The organism is Paenibacillus algorifonticola (assembly GCF_050481745.1).
Taxonomy (GTDB): domain Bacteria; phylum Bacillota; class Bacilli; order Paenibacillales; family Paenibacillaceae; genus Pristimantibacillus; species Pristimantibacillus algorifonticola_A.
The window spans coordinates 755,725-772,891 of record NZ_JBCNGR010000008.1 but is presented as its reverse complement, the minus strand read 5'-3'; the positions used below and the strand labels follow the sequence as shown (position 1 = coordinate 772,891).

General features: G+C 42.0%; 11 protein-coding genes. 10 read left to right on the top strand and 1 reads right to left on the bottom strand.

Translation table 11 applies throughout. The annotated features are described in order from the left end of the window. Positions 1 to 116 precede the first annotated feature (116 nt). The 9 genes from ABEW34_RS10960 to ABEW34_RS10920 all read left to right on the top strand — a co-directional run bounded on the left by ABEW34_RS10960 (position 117) and on the right by ABEW34_RS10920 (position 14,715). Positions 117 to 2,642 (top strand): glycoside hydrolase family 3 N-terminal domain-containing protein, encoded by a 2,526-nt coding sequence (locus tag ABEW34_RS10960; protein WP_430158158.1) that lies wholly within the window; start codon positions 117 to 119, stop codon positions 2,640 to 2,642. Between the two features lie 283 nt (positions 2,643 to 2,925). Next, positions 2,926 to 3,486, top strand: coding sequence for a Gfo/Idh/MocA family protein (locus ABEW34_RS10955; RefSeq protein ID WP_430158589.1), 561 nt, complete (start codon positions 2,926 to 2,928; stop codon positions 3,484 to 3,486). Between the two features lie 88 nt (positions 3,487 to 3,574). Next, on the top strand, positions 3,575 to 6,046 hold the full coding sequence (locus tag ABEW34_RS10950) for a glycoside hydrolase family 3 N-terminal domain-containing protein (RefSeq protein ID WP_430158155.1): 2,472 nt from the start codon (positions 3,575 to 3,577) through the stop codon (positions 6,044 to 6,046). A 195-nt stretch (positions 6,047 to 6,241) separates the two neighbouring features. Further along, on the top strand, positions 6,242 to 7,981 hold the full coding sequence (locus ABEW34_RS10945; RefSeq protein WP_430158152.1) for a sensor histidine kinase: 1,740 nt from the start codon (positions 6,242 to 6,244) through the stop codon (positions 7,979 to 7,981). Positions 7,982 to 7,998: 17 nt separating this feature from the next. Beyond that, a complete protein-coding gene (locus ABEW34_RS10940) occupies positions 7,999 to 9,633 on the top strand; it encodes a response regulator transcription factor (protein WP_430158149.1) in 1,635 nt (544 codons plus the stop codon). 280 nt (positions 9,634 to 9,913) lie between these two features. Beyond that, complete coding sequence (locus ABEW34_RS10935) at positions 9,914 to 11,107, top strand: cytochrome P450 family protein (protein ID WP_430158147.1); 1,194 nt, start codon at positions 9,914 to 9,916, stop codon at positions 11,105 to 11,107. Between the two features lie 154 nt (positions 11,108 to 11,261). Next, a complete protein-coding gene (locus ABEW34_RS10930) occupies positions 11,262 to 12,767 on the top strand; it encodes an ABC transporter substrate-binding protein (protein WP_430158144.1) in 1,506 nt (501 codons plus the stop codon). A 115-nt stretch (positions 12,768 to 12,882) separates the two neighbouring features. Continuing rightward, on the top strand, positions 12,883 to 13,812 hold the full coding sequence (locus ABEW34_RS10925) for an ABC transporter permease (protein WP_430158142.1): 930 nt from the start codon (positions 12,883 to 12,885) through the stop codon (positions 13,810 to 13,812). A gap of 12 nt (positions 13,813 to 13,824) precedes the next feature. Further along, positions 13,825 to 14,715: a carbohydrate ABC transporter permease gene (locus ABEW34_RS10920; protein WP_430158586.1), complete on the top strand. Its 891-nt coding sequence runs from the start codon at positions 13,825 to 13,827 to the stop codon at positions 14,713 to 14,715. Here the strand turns inward: ABEW34_RS10920 and ABEW34_RS10915 are convergent. Further along, positions 14,705 to 15,961 (bottom strand): helix-turn-helix domain-containing protein, encoded by a 1,257-nt coding sequence (locus tag ABEW34_RS10915; protein ID WP_430158140.1) that lies wholly within the window; start codon positions 15,959 to 15,961, stop codon positions 14,705 to 14,707. The two genes, ABEW34_RS10920 and ABEW34_RS10915, sit on opposite strands and share 11 nt — an antisense overlap. 388 nt (positions 15,962 to 16,349) lie before the next feature. Between ABEW34_RS10915 and ABEW34_RS10910 the strand changes: the two genes are divergently transcribed. Beyond that, positions 16,350 to 17,102, top strand: a complete 753-nt coding sequence (locus ABEW34_RS10910) for an SDR family NAD(P)-dependent oxidoreductase (protein ID WP_430158583.1) — start codon at positions 16,350 to 16,352, stop codon at positions 17,100 to 17,102. The last annotated feature ends 65 nt before the right edge of the window (positions 17,103 to 17,167 follow it).

The following is a 17,167-nucleotide window of genomic DNA, read 5'->3' as shown; positions in this document are numbered from 1 at the left end:
GGGGCAGAGATTAAGACACCGTTCAGACTATTCTGGATAGTGTCGAAGAATCCCAGACTCTGAAGCTAGCAAAACGTAATGTTGGTCCAAATAACTTGAAGAGTGAGATGATACGTATGATCGGAACTTGGCATTTTCTGCATCAAACACCTCAATCCAGTATTAAAATGCAGTTTATCATTGAGAAAAATGAATCCTATAGGCTATCCATTGTACTGGAGCCATACCCGTTCCCGATCAGCGTTGACACATTGACAATTGAAGGAAATGCGCTTTGGGCCAAAGGCACATCGCCTTTTGTCCCGGATGAGCAATTTGAAATTGAATTAACCTTTGAAGAGCAGGAATTTCAGGGCAAGATTAAATTGCCCTTTCAGGATGAGTTTGAGGTGCAAGGTGCGAAAGGATCTGGCCCTACACTTGAGGATATGCTTATTTCAGAAATTGCTCCTTATCGGAAACATGATGTGTTGCAAAGGGATCGCGAAGACATCAGCCTAGCCGTAGAAGTACTGCTCGACAAGATGTCGATAACCGATAAAATCGGTCAAATGAGTCAGTGTATGTCTACGAACATCTCCCTGGGAACAGATATAGAATCCGAGTCTCCGGAGAAATTGATTAAGGCGGGGCGTGTGGGATCGGTACTTGCGGCTGTAAATAGCTACCGTGTATTTGAACTACAGAAAGTTGCAGTGGAGCAATCTCCGCACGGTATTCCATTACTATTTAACTTTGATGTTATACACGGGTTTCAGACGATTTTTCCCGTACCGCTTGCATGGTCGTGCAGTTGGGATATGGAAGCCATTCAAGAAGCATGCGCAATTGCTGCAAGGGAAGCTACTGCAAGCGGTATTACGTATAATCACGGCCCAATGGTTGATATTACGCGAGATCCACGATGGGGCAGAGTCGTGGAAGGAGCTGGTGAAGACCCGTATCTGGGAAGCTTGATTGCCAGAGCACAAGTCGAAGGCTTCCAAGGTAACAGCTTACATGATCCTGAGACTTTGATTGCTTGTTTAAAGCATTTCATCGCATATGGTGCAGCTGAGGCAGGACGAGACTACAATACAGTAGATATTTCAGAAGGCACCTTGCGCAATGTTTACTTGCCGCCGTTCCAATCGGCGATTGAAGCAGGAGCTGGGTCTGTGATGAACTCCTTTAATACTTACCAAGGGGTACCAGTAGCAGGAAACCGTTACTTGCTTAAAGATTTGTTAAGAAAGGAATTGGGTTTTGACGGAATATTGATTTCTGACTATGGCTCCATTGATGAAATCATTGCGCACGGGAATGCAAAAGACAGCAAAGAAGCAGCAAAAAAAGCGCTTGATGCAACGATGGATATTGAGATGGTGACTCGTTCCTATGATCATCTGCATGAATTAATCGAGCAAGGTCTCGTTACGGAAGAACAATTGGACGAAGCCGTCCGGCGCATTCTGACCTTTAAGTATAAGATCGGTATTATGGACGATCCTTTCCGTTACGTACGACCAGAGAAGGAAAAAGAATATCACTACCATGCGAGTCATTTGGCAGCAAGTCGGAGTCTCGCACAGAAATCGATCGTTTTGTTGAAAAATAACGGTGTGCTTCCGATTGCAAGCAAGGAGCGGAAGGTAGCTGTAATTGGTCCCTTCGGTGATAGTAAGGACCTGCTGGGACCTTGGCAATGGACCCGATATTCGAATGAAACGGTTACGCTCAGGCAAGGGATTGAGGAGCAGGAGATACCGGTGGCGCATCTATTGTTCGCAGAAGGCTGCAAGGTTGAAGAGACGATTGTTGGAGGAGTGGAGCGAGCAGTTTCTGCGGCGGAACAAGCGGATATCGTCATCCTTGCCCTAGGTGAGAACAGTGGAATGTCTGGCGAAGCATCATCCCGCATGGATATTTCACTGCCGAAGGTCCAGCAGGAGCTTGCGGAGGCCATTATTCGTGTAGGCAAGCCGGTTGTACTGGTTCTGACGAATGGCCGACCGCTTGTGCTGGATTGGTTCGAGCGCCATGTCGATGCCATCATAGAGACATGGTTCCTAGGCTCCCAAGCCGGTCATGCTATTGCTGATGTGCTCTTTGGTCATTATAACCCAACAGGAAAACTGACGATGAGTTTTCCTGCACATATCGGACAAGTACCCGTATACTACAACCACTTTAACACCGGGAGGCCTGTAACTGAGAGTAATAAGCATCTGAAATTCTTCTCAAAGTATATTGATGGTTCCAATGACCCGTTATATCCTTTCGGCTACGGATTAAGCTACACCTCCTTTTCATATTCCAATGTTCAGTTATCTCAAACAAGAATGGAGATGGAGTCTTCGGAGATGATTGTTGCGATGGTAACGGTGACTAATACCGGAGCCGAGCAAGGAGAGGAAACCGTTCAACTCTATATTCAAGACCTCTACGGCAGTGTGGTCCGTCCCGCGAAAGAACTTAAGGGGTTTAAAAAGGTGAAATTAGCGGCAGGAGAAAAACAAGAGATCAGCTTCACCATAACCGAAGCTGATTTGGCTTATTGGAACGCTGATAAGCAATATGGAGCTGAGCCTGGAGAATTCAAAGTGTATATCGGGTCCAATTCTCGTGATGTGAAAGAGGCGTCATTCGAGCTTATACCATAAACAAAATAAACCTGTTTATCGAAAAATCGAGGATTTCTCGTTCGAGCACAATATCAAGGTACAAAAAATGAGGAGTGAATAATTAATGGGAAAAATAAAGTGGGGAATTATGGGTGCAGGTGGAATTTCGCGTAGCTTTGCATCTGATTTATTACAATAGCCGTTTATGATGAACGCACAAGAGACTGAAGAGGTTATCCAAGCAGCGAGGAAGAATAATGTATTCGTCATGGAAGCCATGTGGACACGTTACTTGCCGCCTATCGTGCAAGCATGAGAGTGGATTAAGGAAGGTCTAATTGGTGATGTGAAGATGCTAACTGCGAACTTTGGCTTCAATTTAGGTTGGGAGCCTGATCATCGACTGTTGGATAAGAAGCTTGGCGGTGGCGCACTACTAGACGCAGGTATTTATCCGATTTCTTTCGCATCGATGGTGTTCGGCCAACAACCATCACGAATTAGCAGTAATGCTTATATCGGTGAGACGGGTGTGGATGAGCGGTTTTCGGCATTATTTGAATATGAGGGTGGCCAGACGGCTCTGCTTAGTGCTGGTGTGCAGCTAGGAACATCCCACGATGCTTTCATTTATGGAACAAAGGGTTATATTCAACTTACTAGCTTCTTGTTTGGTAGATCAGCAACTCTGCATATTCCGAATGAGGAACCTGCTCACTTTGAGAAGAAGCTTATGACTCACGGTTATATTTTTGAGGCTGAGGAAGCCATGAAATGCTTGCGTGAAGGTCTCAAGGAGAGCCCGATTATGCCAATTAATGAAACACTTGAGATTATGCAAACCTTAGACAAACTCAGAGCCCAATGGGGCTTAGTATATTAACCATCATTACTTTGCTATGTTAAACGGCATGAATCGTACAATTTGCATCGTATATAGAAACGGCAACAAATTTTCTAGGAGGTAAAAAATGATCTACAAAGATGCAAGTAAGTCTATTCACGAGAGAGTGGAAGATTTAATTGGCAGAATGACATTGAAGGAAAAAGTATCTCAGCTATTTTGCGCAAATTCATATGGTGGAGAATCCGTTTATGATACCAGAACCGAGAAGCTAAAGAATGGAATTGGGACCATAAGCTATTTGAATGACTCCTTTACAGGTGATATTAAAAAGGATAAGGAGACTATAAAGAGTATACAAAAGTATCTTGTTGAGGAAACGAGATTAGGTATTCCGGCGCTTATTCATAGTGAGGGAATAGCAGGTGCGCAGATACCTGGTGCAACAACTTTTCCACAGTCTCTTAACCTTGCTTCTACCTGGGATCCTGCGTTAGCGCACAAAATGGGTGAGGTAGTTAAAAAACAATTATCGGCTTTTGGATTCAAGGCCGTACACTCTCCCCTTTTCGACTTAAGTCGTGATCCAAGGTTTGGAAGAGTGGGGGAAACATATGGTGAAGATCCTTATTTAGTAGCACAAACAGGTGTGGCTTTTGTTAAGGGTATACAAGGAAATAATGAAGTAATGGCTACCGCCAAGCACTTTGTCGGTTATGGAAATGCTGAAGGGGGAAGAGGCGGCGGAGAACAGCAAATATCTGAGAGAAAGTTGTTGGATAGTTACTGTTTTCCATTTGAAGCAGCCATTCATGAGGCAGACGTAAAAGCTGTAATGAATAGTTATGGGATGTTAAATGAGCAGGCTGTATCTACGTCTAAATGGCTTCTTACAGACATTCTAAGAGACAAGCTGGGCTTTGAAGGGCTGGTTGTAGCTGATTATGGCAGTATCACGCATGCCTATTTGCGTTATAGAGTGGCAGAAGATGCTAAGGAGGCAGGCATTCTGGCATTCAAAGCTGGAATGGATGTAGAACAGCCGGGCAACCAGTGTTACCAGCACCTGGTAGAAGCTGTTGAATTGGGTGAAGTCGAAGAGTCACATATAGATATATCGTTAAGGCGGGTTCTTGCGATCAAATTTACATTAGGACTATTCGAGAACCCTTATGAAGATGGCGATTTCTTTTCCGAAGTTGAAAAATCGGAGAATGCTGAATTATCGCAAGAAATTGCTGAGAAATCGATTGTTCTAGTGAAGAATGAGGGCTTCATTTTGCCGCTCAAAAAGAAGCTAAAAATAGCGCTAATAGGTCCAAATGCAGATACCAAAACCAACTTCTTTGGGGGATATTCTTCAGTAGGATCGGCTAGTACAAAAAGCAGTGATTTTGATAAATCCGAAGAGGACAGCTTTTTGCGAATGATTTATACAGGGACTATTACCGACAATAAAGAGTCTTTAAAAGCGATGGGAATTGAGTTTGAGGATCAGCCAACCCCTGAGCAAAAAGAAATGATTATGAATATGCTTAGGCAGAATTTGAATTCTGATGAATCCTCAAATAAAATCTATAAAACGAATGAAGAATTTGTGCAAATGTTTTATCCGGATTGTAAATCTGTAAAGGAGGTTTTGGAAGGAGAGTTTGGCAAGGATCAAGTACTCCACGCCAAAGGCTGCAATATGTTCAAGGCCATAGATGGGGGAATTGAAGCAGTAAAAGCTGCGGTACAACAGGCGGATATTGTAATTGCAGTGCTAGGCGGCAAAGAAAGCATGATTGATCCTGAAGCTACTTGTGGTGAAAACAAGGATAACATCAACATTGGTCTTGAAAAGCCTCAGCTTGAAATGATGGAAGAAGTATTTAAGCTGAACAAACCGGTTATTTCAATTATCATTGATGGCCGGCCGTTATCTACACCTTTTATAAGTGAGCATAGTAAAGCGGTCTTGTATTCATGGCTTCCGGCACAGTCTGGAGCTGAAGCCATTGTGAATATCCTTACAGGCATGAAGAATCCGAGCGGAAAGCTGCCGGTGACCATTGTAAAAGAAACAGGACAGATTCCAATGTATAACAGCAGATTGCCGCTCTATGTGGATATTAATGAGTGGGCTGAATATATTAAAACCAACCAAAATGCACCGTTATATCCATTTGGACATGGATTAAGCTATACACAATTTGAATACGGTGACTTGAAGCACGACGGAACGGTGCGGGCAGACGGAGAACTGAATCTAGAATTGAAGCTGAAAAATGTGGGACAGCTTGCCGGGGATGAAGTGGTTCAGGTTTACATCCGGGATAAAGTGAGCAGTGTTGCAAGACCTGTGAAGCAACTAGTCGGATTTGCTAGGGTTGCTTTGGATGTTAACGAAACAAAGAAAATCGCTTTCAAAGTGAACATGAAGCAACTGGCTTTTCATGACTTGAATATGGAGCAAGTTGTGGAACCGGGGAAAATGGAAGTGTTTATAGGTGCTTCATCCCAAGATATTCGATTAAAAGGTGCTTTTGAAATAATAGGTGAAAAACTACTTGTTGAACGAAAGACTTTTTCGTCGAAGGTGCAAATCCTTGCATAAAAAATGGCATGGCAACGACAAGAATGCCTAAAAGCCTCTAGCAAGAAAGGTTCGAGACGTAATCACGCGTTTCCGAGCCTTTCTTTAGTCATTTGTTGTGCTATAAATTTTATGTGTGAAATGATAATAATAAGAGCAATGTGAATGTGTACGTGTGACGGTCAAATTCACGGCAGGTGTTTAGGAGGATCTATTATGGGTAGACGATTCCCGCATATTTCTTGGAATTCCATTCGGCTAAAGCTTGTTGTAGGACTATTCCTCGTTACAGTACCACTTTTAACTTTGCTCATTTATAGCAATCATTACAGCATTAATGTCGTTCATAACCAAGTAGCCATATCCAATAAAAACTTGATCACATTATATATGAGCCAAATGGATACGCAACTGGAAGCAGCGGAAAAAAATATACTGAGCTTGACTACATCGAATTATGATATTCAGTCCATGGATACACCTATATCTGAAGACGATTATCAGCTTGCAAAATACAATTTATCGCAAAATCTGTCAAAAGATATTCTTTTTTATAACTCAATTGATGCCTTCTTTATTTTTCATAATGGACGCCAAGATATGCTTGAAGTTATACAGCCTACCGTTACCTATTCGGAAAGAGTAGTAGTTGAAAATTATCTTGTTAGCCATCTTAACCAACTTGCAATTTCGTCAGTGTCGACAGCTTCTAATTGGTATGTCAAAGAAATTGGAAGCACCCACTATATTCTTCGTATCATCAAATTCGGCAACCTTTACATCGGTTCTTGGGTTAAAGCACAGACGCTTCTCGGACCTTTGAGCCTAATGGATTTAGGCACTAAAGGTAACGCTTTGCTCATTAGCTCTCAAGGCGAGGCAATGATTCACACAAAATTGTTTCAAGATAAGCAGGTTGATCTAACACGTGATTTTCAGCAGTATTATTTAACCGGAAGTCATGATCATTTGCTGGTTGTTGGTGAAAAATCCCGAAAGGGCGACTTTAGTCTGGCCGCAGTCATACCCGACGAGCAAATCCTTCAGCACTTGCCCAAAATATCGCAATTAATTGGGTGGTTATCGTTTGCAGCCATTGCATTATTGCCACTGAGTTTATTATTTATGCATCGGATCTTGTTAGTTCCGCTTAAACGTTTAATCATTGTCATGAAGAAAATCGATAAGGGGTTTATGAATGTTCGAGTCGAGAACTACAATGCCTCTGATGAATTTCTCCTTGTGAACCAAACCTTCAATAGAATGATATCGCAAATAGAGGCATTAAAAATAAATGTCTATGAGGAGCAGTTGAACAAGCAGAAAGCGGAGTTACAGCACCTTCAGCTTCAGATTAATCCACATTTTTTCATGAATTCTTTAAATATTTTGTTTAATCTGGCGCAAGTGAAAAATTATGAGCTTATTCAAGAAATGACTTTGTGTTTAGTTCGGTATTTTCGTTTTATGTTCCGTAGTAATCTATCCTTTGTTTCCTTACAGGAGGAAGTTCAGCATGTGCGCAACTACATCCGGATTCAAGAGTTACGATTTCCTAATCATTTGACATGCACAATCGATTACCCGGACTTTTTGGAGACCATACAGGTTCCCCCATTATTGATTCAAACATTTCTAGAAAATTCGATTAAGCATAGTGTCACACTGGAGGAGCCATTGCATTTATCCGTAAGTCTTGATTTACAGGAAACGGGTTTAGCCCCTTATATCGATATTCAAATCAGAGATACAGGCAAGGGATTTTCAGATGATGTCTTGGCTAACATTCGTTCAGGAAATCGAATAGTTGACGATGAAGGGGAGCATATTGGGATCTGGAACGTTAAGAAAAGATTATCGTTTCTGTATGGTGAGGAAGCAACGTTATCTTGTTATAATGGCTTCCCGAATGGAGCTGTAGTGGAAATCAAACTTCCTTATCAGGAAAATGAATAAAAAGGGGGGATTACTGCATGTATCAGATATTAATAGTTGATGATGAAATTCACGCAGTAGAAGGCATATGTTCAGGTGTTGACTGGGACAAGCTAAGGATTACAGCCGTATTTAAGGCTTATACGGTAAAACAAGCCAAGGATGTATTTGAGAAAGAACGTATCGACATTATGCTCTGCGATATAGAAATGCCGCAGGTATCGGGATTGGAATTGACTGAATGGGTTAGGGAGCATTATCCGAAAACCGAAACGATTATTTTAACCTGTCATGCAGATTTTAAATACGCTAGGCAAGCTCTACAACTCGGAAGCTTAGATTATATTTTAAAGCCGGTGCCATTTGAGGAGCTCGAACAAGTCATTGAAAGAGCCGAGGAGAAGTTAAATAAGGAGTCAGAAATTAATCAAAACAGCAAATTAGGTCAATACTGGTTCCAGCATCAACCGATGTTAATTGAGCGTTTCTGGCAGGATATATTAAACCAAACGGTTCCTTCAAATCCGAAAGCCATTAGCCGCGCAGCGACAGACCGAAATATTCCTTATTTTGAAGAAATGATTTTTATACCAATTCTCGTAAGTATTCAAAGATGGCACAAGCCATTTAGTCTTCGGGATGAAAAAATACTGGAATATGGTCTTAAAAACTTAGCAGAGGAGGTCCTTTTTAAATCCCAGGAAGATCAATTGATTTTATCATTGAGCAGCAGACAGCTGTTAGCCATATTTTCGGTCGATGGCCATCAAGAATATTTATCCGAATTGGAAGAGGCAGGGCAGCGATATATTGAGGCATGCAGTCGTTATGTATATTGTGATATATCTTGTTACATTGGGGAGAAAGTCCAGGGTCATGAAATGCTTGGCCTCGTGACTAAACTCAATGAAATGGAGAGAAACAATGTTGCATATAACAACAAAGTTTTCTTGCTTTCAACTCCTAATGCCCATACCCCTAATTATAAGCTAGCTGACATAAGCTTATGGAGTGTGATGTTAAAGGAGGGGGCTTTTAATGATGTATTAATGGAAGCCATACAATATTTAAATGGACTGGAGAAGGAAGTATGGAATGCTGATCTTTTGAACCGGTTCTATCAGGATTTTCAACAGATGATGCATTATGTCCTCCAAACAAAAGGAATCCAAGCGCACCAACTTTTTAGCGATCCCTCCTCTCAGGAATCAGGAGCAAATGCAACCCGTTCCTTGGCCAATTTGCAAGAATGGGTAAAACATACCGTAATTAAAGCAAAGGAGTATGTCTTTTCTCTCAATCAGACCCAGAGCGTGGTAGAGAAAGCTGTTCAATTCATCAAACTTCATATCTCAGAGGATCTTTCTCGTGAAGAAATCGCCAATCATGTTTATCTAAATCCTGATTATTTGACCCGAATTTTCAAAAAAGAAACCGGAATCGCCCTATCGGATTATTTGTTTCAAGAAAGATTCAAAATTGCAAAAGAACTTCTCGCCAAAACGGATATGCCAATCGGCGCCGTAGCATCCCATATCGGATACACAAATTTTTCTCATTTTTCACGATCATTTAGAAAACACACAAATATGAACCCCAATGAATATCGGCAGCTGCATCAACGCACCTCGGTTGGTATCGACAAAAGCAGTGTGGATGAGCATAACAATTAGTATGTTGAAGTAAAGGGAGAATAAATAGCTTTAGGATAAAATGATGATGATTGCTTTCTTACTGCGCTTCTTGGCCAGCTAAGGAGCAATTTTTTTGCATTATTCCCATAAATGGAATTTAAGATAGGCATTGGTCGGCGAAGTGACAAACAGAAGTCGGTGATTGGGTAGAGGTAGCTTTGAGTTACTAATAAAATAAAATATGGAAATATATGCTTCAACAAACATCTGGCAAGCTGAATGAAAACGAATAAAAATTTGAAAAAGAGGTGGAATGAAAGTGACAAAAATCGATTTTCAAAAAGAAACATTTATTCGGAATCCGTATCCAGTGTACAGTGAAGTTCGTGAACAAGATCCAGTATTTCGCTTTCTGTTGCCGAGCGGTCAATATGCTTGGATCGTGACCCGTTATGACGATGCCGTAAACGTATTGAATGATTCGCGATTTGTAACGAACCCACCTTATGTTGATGAGATTGTCGGATCCCATGTGCCAGCCCACCAAGCCATTATTTCCCGGAATTTACTCACAGTTACACCTTCCGATCATCGCCGATTGAGGAGGCTGATTCAAAAAGCGTTTACGCCTCGGATGATCGACCGATTGAGAGGGCGTATTGAGGAAATTACGAACGAATTACTTCATCAGGTTCAAGACAAGAACGAGATGAATCTTATTGAAGATTTTGCTTTTCCGCTTCCTATTATTGTGATTTGTGAAATGCTGGGCATCCCTTTTGAGGATCAGGATAAATTTCGGCACTGGTCTGATGTGATTATGGAAGGCTTTAATAATCCTTCGCTTATGGAACAAAGTGATTCTGTCATGAAGCATTTCGTCGAATATTTGCAGGAGCTGATTGCGAAAAGACGAGATAAATTGAAGGAAGATTTAATTAGTGATTTGCTCAGAGTTGAAGACGAAGGTGACGTCCTCTCCGAACATGAGCTGTATGCGCTAGTATTCGTCCTGATTATCGCAGGACACGAAACGACAGTTAACCTGATTGGAAATGGCATTCTTGCCCTCATCGAGCATCCGGAGCAAAAAGAAAAGCTGCAAAATGAACCGGAGCTTATACATGCAGCAATCGAGGAGATATTACGCTATAACGGGCCTGCGGAAGTTAGCAATATTCGATGGGCGACGGAAGATACAGAGCTGCGTGGCAAGCGGATTCGGCAGGGTGAAATGCTTTTTGTTGCGTTCGCTTCGGCGAACCGGGACCCTGCGCAATTTCCTGAACCGGATACGTTTGATATTACAAGAGAAGTGAACAACCATATTGCATTCGGTAAAGGCGTGCACTTCTGCGTAGGTGCCCCTCTAGCCAGATTGGAAGCCGAGATTGCGATCGGAGCACTGCTCCGTCGGATGCCAAACCTTCGTTTGAACAGCGACATCATAGATTTGGAATGGCGGCCCGGCATGATTATTCGTGGTGTCAGAGAAATTCCATTATTATTTTGATTATTATTTGATTATTTCTTGGAAGTCGTCAATTTAACAATGAAAAGTCGGTGGTGGAGCAGAGTATAAGTATGCTCTTGCGTAAACTATAACTATTCACTGATTGGAACTATTAGATAAATGAGTGGAAATTTATTATTAATGGGGGATAACTATGAAGAAAAGATTAAAGATGCTGAGTATGCTGCTCATCGGTTCTCTGTTGCTGCTGTCTGCTTGCGGCGGTAACAACAATGGAGAAGTGGCGCCAGATTCGGGTCAGTCCGCAGAAGCTGCGGGAAAACCGACTGAATTAACAGTCGCGTTTCCGCTTTTTGCGGCACAGCCGAAAGATATGTCTTTGATCGAGGATGCCGTAAACAAAATCGCGATTGAGAAAATCAATGCTAAGGTTAAATTAATGCCTATAAGCTTTTCGAATTGGATGCAGCAAACGAATTTAATGTTTTCTAGCGGTGAAAAACTCGATCTGATGCCTACTATCTATAATTACAACCAAGCAGTTGTACAAGGTCAATTGATTCCTCTAGACGAGCTTTTGGAGAAACATGGGCAAGGAATTATTCAAGCATTGGATCCGGCATATCTAGATGCATCCAGAGTGAAAGGCACCATTTATGGTGTTCCAACCTTGCACGAAATGGCATCTGTTAATGGCATTACAATGCAAAAGGAAATTGTTGAAAAATATCAAATAGATACCAGCAAGCTGCAAACCCTTGAAGATCTGGAGGACGTATTAAAAACAGTTAAAGCGGGCGAACCCAATATGGCTCCTTTACTGCCGTCGACTATAGGAGCATCTATGCTAAATGACTATAAAACATTTGACGAGCTCAGTAATCATCTTGGGGTTCTTCCCAATTTTGACAATGATCTAAAATTAGTAAATCTTTTTGAGACAAAAGAATATGCAGAGCAGCTTAAACTGATGAGAAAGTGGTACGAAGAAGGTTTGATTCTTCAGGATGCTTCGACCAATCAAACCAACCCGCTCGATCTGGTGAAATCAAATCGTGGCTTTGCATTCCTGCTTAGTGCACATCCTGCAGCACTTAATGAAGGTGCTACTGGTGGTGTACCTATGAAAACGGAAGCATTCTCCCAACCAGCCGTATCCACGACGTCTCAAATAACGAATACAATGTGGGGAATTACTGCAAACTCTAAAGCTCCGGAAAAAGCGATGGAATTTCTTAATCTGATGTACTCGGATAAAGATATTGCAAATTTGTTGATTTGGGGAATTGAGGGGAAGCATTATGTAATCCAGTCAGGAAATATCATTGATTTTCCCGAAGGTGTGGATGCTTCGAATTCTGGATATTACTTGAATGCTGGTTGGCTATTTGGTAATCAATTCATTTCCTACCTCTGGAATGGAACTGACCCCGATTTGTGGGAGAAAGTGAAAGCGTTTAATACGTCGGCTACTAAATCGAAGGCATTAGGCTTCACGTTCGACCCGACTCCGGTTAAGACAGAGGCTGCTGCCATTGGAAATGTTCTTACCCAGTATCGCCTCCCTCTTGAAACGGGAAGCGTTGATCCAGATAAAGTTCTGCCGAAGTTTATAGAAAACTTGAAAACAGCCGGTATAGACAAGGTCATTGCGGAAAAGCAAAAGCAACTTGACGAATGGGCAAAGGCAAAGCAATAACGAAGTTTTCTGAATGGTAGAAATGGTCATGCGATTACATGACCATTTCTACTTCCTGCCTGACTTTAAGCGGTTCGCTTACAAGGCTGAGATCGAAGGGAGTGCAATATGAACGATGAGTGTCAGACTGGGAAATGTGAGAAAGAAAATATGGAAATTCAGTACCCTCTATCTTATGATGCTGCCGGGGGTTGCCTATTTGCTCATAAACAACTATCTGCCCATGTATGGAATCACGATTGCGTTTAAAGATATTAATTTTGCAAAGGGGATTTGGGGAAGCGACTGGAACGGTATGCAAAACTTCAAGTTTTTATTTTCTTCATCAGATGCCTACCTTATTACTCGCAACACGATTCTGTATAATGCAGCTTTTATTGTAATAGGTACGATCGTTGGGGTTGGAACAGCTATTTTCTTGAATGAAATTAAGAATAAACTAGCAGTCAAGTTCTATCAAAGTGTTTTACTGCTTCCGTATTTGATTTCAATGGTACTGGTTAGCTATTTGGTGTATTCGTTATTAAGCGTTAATGTGGGCTTTATGAATAAGACGATACTGCCAGCACTCGGGATAGACCCCGTCTCTTGGTACAATGAGCCCAAGTATTGGCCATTTATATTGGTCATTGTGAATTTGTGGAAAGGTATCGGCTTCTCTTGTGTCGTTTTTTTGGCCGCTATTATTGGTATTAATAAGGATTATTATGAAGCGGCTATGCTAGACGGGGCGAGTAAGTGGCAGCAAATACGAAAGATTACGATTCCCTTAATAGCTCCTATCGTCATCATGATGACGATGCTTAGTATAGGGCGCATTTTCTACTCGGACTTCGGATTATTCTATCAAGTGCCTATGAACTCGGGAGCTCTATTTAGTACAACTAATGTCATTGATACGTACGTGTTCCGAGCACTCATGCAGCTAGGGGATATCGGGATGTCGGCTGCGGCAGGTTTGTATCAATCTGTAGTTGGTTTCATACTTGTCATCCTTTCGAATTATGCGGTTCGAAAGTTCAGCAAAGATAATGCTTTATTCTAGGAGGGGATTTTTATATTTCGCGAAAAACGTTTATGGCAATGGGGTTCTCATATTATTTTACTGTTGTTATCTCTTGCCTGTATAGGTCCATTCTTGCTTCTTTTCACAGCATCGTTAACCGATGAACAATCCATTATTCAAAACGGTTACTCCTTTTTTCCGAAGGATCTAAGCTTGGCAGCCTATCAATATATATGGGAGCAATCTTCATTAATCTTTAATGCCTATGGAATCACTATTTTTGTCACCGTATTCGGAACAGCAAGCAGTTTGATCATTACCTCAATGCTGGCTTATCCGCTATCGCGCCGAGATTTGCCTGGTGGAATGTTCTTTGCTTTTCTTCTATTTTTTGCTTTGTTGTTCAACGGCGGACTGGCTCCGACTTATATTATCTATACCCAACTATTTGAGCTGAAAAATACGCTGGCTGCTCTTATTATACCTGGACTCTTAATGAACGGGTTTAGCGTTTTGATGATGAGAGGTTTTTTTATGACGACCGTACCGTCCTCGGTTTTGGAATCGGCGAGTATAGACGGTGCCTCAGAATTTACGGTTTACCGTAAAATCGTGATGCCGCTCTCCTTGCCGATTTTGGCAGTGGTCGGCCTGTTACAGGGACTTTTGTATTGGAATGATTGGTTCAATGGATTGGTTTATCTTACTAATCCCAATCTATACAGTTTGCAAACCGTGATGAACCAATTGATGAGCAACATTCAATTTTTGGCCAGTAATAGCTCCGTAGGCTCCTTGGCAAGCGGTTCGATGCAAGAGTTGCCTAGCGAAGCCTTCCGTATGGCGATTGCCGTGATCAGCATTGCTCCGATCATGATTGCTTATCCTTTCCTTCAGAAGTATTTCGTAAAAGGTTTGGCTATTGGTGCGGTTAAAGGTTGATCGAAATATCAAACTTGTTCTTGTCCCTGTATCTCTTCGGTGTTAAGCCGATATATCTTTTGAAGATTTTAATGAAATGATTCTGATCATAAAAATTCAGCTTTGAAGCAATAGCAGCAATCGGATCGGAAGTTAACTCCAATAATTTTTTTGCTTCTTCGATTTTCTCTTGTTGAATAAATTGCGTAATGGTTACGCCAGTTTCTTTTTTGAACAGCTGTGATAAATAGTTTTCCTGTAAACCGACTTTGTCCGCTAAATGAGACAAAGGAATAGTTTCATACAGATGATTGAAAATGTATTCTTGGCATGTCGCAATAGATTTGGAAAGATGTTTTCTTTTACTCTCAGAGACTCGGTCCACAAAATCTATTAAGGCATCACCGATGGCATTTACCACTGCGCGATAGTCACGAAGTTCTTCAATATATTGAATATGGAGGTCACTGAGGGTATATCCGATCTCTGGGTATAAACCGCCTTCAATCCCTGCTCGGGTGGCGAGCGCTATCACATAAATGCCGAGATTTTTGATGTTGCGCAATTCGTTGTAGTTCGAAAGGATGCCAGGGCCGTCAAAATTAGTGGATAGCGTCATATTGTAAAAGGCGGTTTTGTCCCCGTTCCGAATGGATCTGAGCAGTTGCTTTTCAATTTCAAAGATATCTCGGAATTCTAATGATTCCCGTCGATCGGAAATAACAATTTCAGCATGCTTCTTTAAGTGAGCCGGCTGCTCGAACTGAAATTTTGTTTCGATGATGTCCGTTACATTGAGCATGGCTCCGTTCAATAGGTGGTATGCCAAAATACCGATATGATAAAGCCTTTTTGACGATACAAGTGGTAATTGCAGAAGATAGGAAGTCCATTCCTGAGTCTCGGCGATATTAAAGTCTCTTAGCATGTCTTGGATGATTTCGTCGGTCATTTGCAGGGTTACGGCAGGGCCAATAACAACAGTCGCCACCTGGGCTCCATCTTGAAGCAGAGGAACAAGAATGAAGGACTCTCCGAAGCTGGTCGTATGAATATTTGGTACATTCGAATGCTGGACTTGTTGCTTCAAAAACTGAACAAACTCCGATTGGTTATCAAAAAATGGATTGCTCTGTATCTCATTCATAAAAAAAGAATGAATTTCGTCATCACCGTGCATCAAAGCGTAAAACACGGGCAGTTGCAAGCTTTCTAGAAGCAGTTTGCATGATGAATGGAGAAGCTTGTTACGTTCGTCTGATCTCATTGCAATTCACATCCTATAAGTTCGTTAATTCATACTCTTTTACTAAGAATCGTACCATAAATTATACATGATGAGTATTAAAATGAATAACATACTTGGTATGGAGGTAATGAAAATGACATTTACAGAAAATTCAACCTTAGGTGAACTGCTTTCCAACGAAACGACCGTTAAAATTATGGAGAAACATTTGCCGGGCATCTCGACGAATCCGATGGCAAGCATGGGGAAGAGCTTCACATTGAAGCAGCTTAGCGCTATCCCTCAGGCGAATATTTCCGTAGAAATCCTTTCCGCGATCGTATTAGATTTATCAAATATTACACTAGGCGATCCGACGAGTCCGCAACAGAACATCCAAAACGAGAGCCCTCAACAGCCCCTCGCGATAAATGATTCGGTGGCGATCGTTACCGGAGCAGGTGGTGGTATCGGGCGTGCTGCCTCGCTTAAGCTATCACAGGCTGGATTCAAGATTGTGGCTGTCGATTTCAACACGGCGACGGGAGAAGAGACTGTTGATCTCATCCGCGCACAAGGTGGGGAAGGGCAGTTTATTCAAGCCGATGTTTCCAAGGAAGAGGATGTCGAAAGGTACACAACGGCTGCTATAGACGCTTACGGTCGAATTGATGTCTTTTTCAATAACGCCGGTATTTTGCAAAAGTTCTCATTGCTTGAGGACCTTGAGGCATCAGAATTCGATCGGATTATGAGTGTAAACGTTCGCGGCGTGTTCTTAGGCTTAAAAAAAGTGCTTAAAGTAATGAACGCTCAAGGGTATGGCTCGATCATCAATACGGCATCTACCGCAGGGCTTCGCGCTGAGCATAGCATGGCTGCTTATACAGCAAGCAAGCATGCCGTCATTGGTCTGACGAAGGCAGCGGCGATTGAATACGTGCGTAAGGGTATAAGGGTGAATGCCATATGTCCGGGTGGTGTCGATACGGCGCTTACTCAGGCAGTTCCTATGATGATGCAAGAATCTGGTTATACACCAGAAGAGTTTCCATCCATGCGGATCGGACGCTTTGCGGAGCCTTCCGAGATCGCAGAAATGGTCGTGTTTCTGGCGACAGACAAGTCCAGCTACATGACGGGTTCGATCATCGCGGTGGACGGCGGCTTGACGTTGTAAGGTTTAGTCAAGTCAACTAAAACTGGAAGAACGAGGTAACGATTTTCGTAAATTTCAATTTAATC

Bases quoted from the DNA above. Each gene is read 5' to 3' on its own strand.
- ABEW34_RS10960 (WP_430158158.1), top strand. From the start codon at position 117: ATGATCGGAACTTGGCATTTTCTGCATCAAACACCTCAATCCAGTATT.
- ABEW34_RS10950 (WP_430158155.1), top strand. From the start codon at position 3,575: ATGATCTACAAAGATGCAAGTAAGTCTATTCACGAGAGAGTGGAAGAT.
- ABEW34_RS10945 (WP_430158152.1), top strand. From the start codon at position 6,242: ATGGGTAGACGATTCCCGCATATTTCTTGGAATTCCATTCGGCTAAAG.
- ABEW34_RS10940 (WP_430158149.1), top strand. From the start codon at position 7,999: ATGTATCAGATATTAATAGTTGATGATGAAATTCACGCAGTAGAAGGC.
- ABEW34_RS10930 (WP_430158144.1), top strand. From the start codon at position 11,262: ATGAAGAAAAGATTAAAGATGCTGAGTATGCTGCTCATCGGTTCTCTG.
- ABEW34_RS10925 (WP_430158142.1), top strand. From the start codon at position 12,883: ATGAGTGTCAGACTGGGAAATGTGAGAAAGAAAATATGGAAATTCAGT.
- ABEW34_RS10915 (WP_430158140.1), bottom strand. From the start codon at position 15,961: ATGAGATCAGACGAACGTAACAAGCTTCTCCATTCATCATGCAAACTG.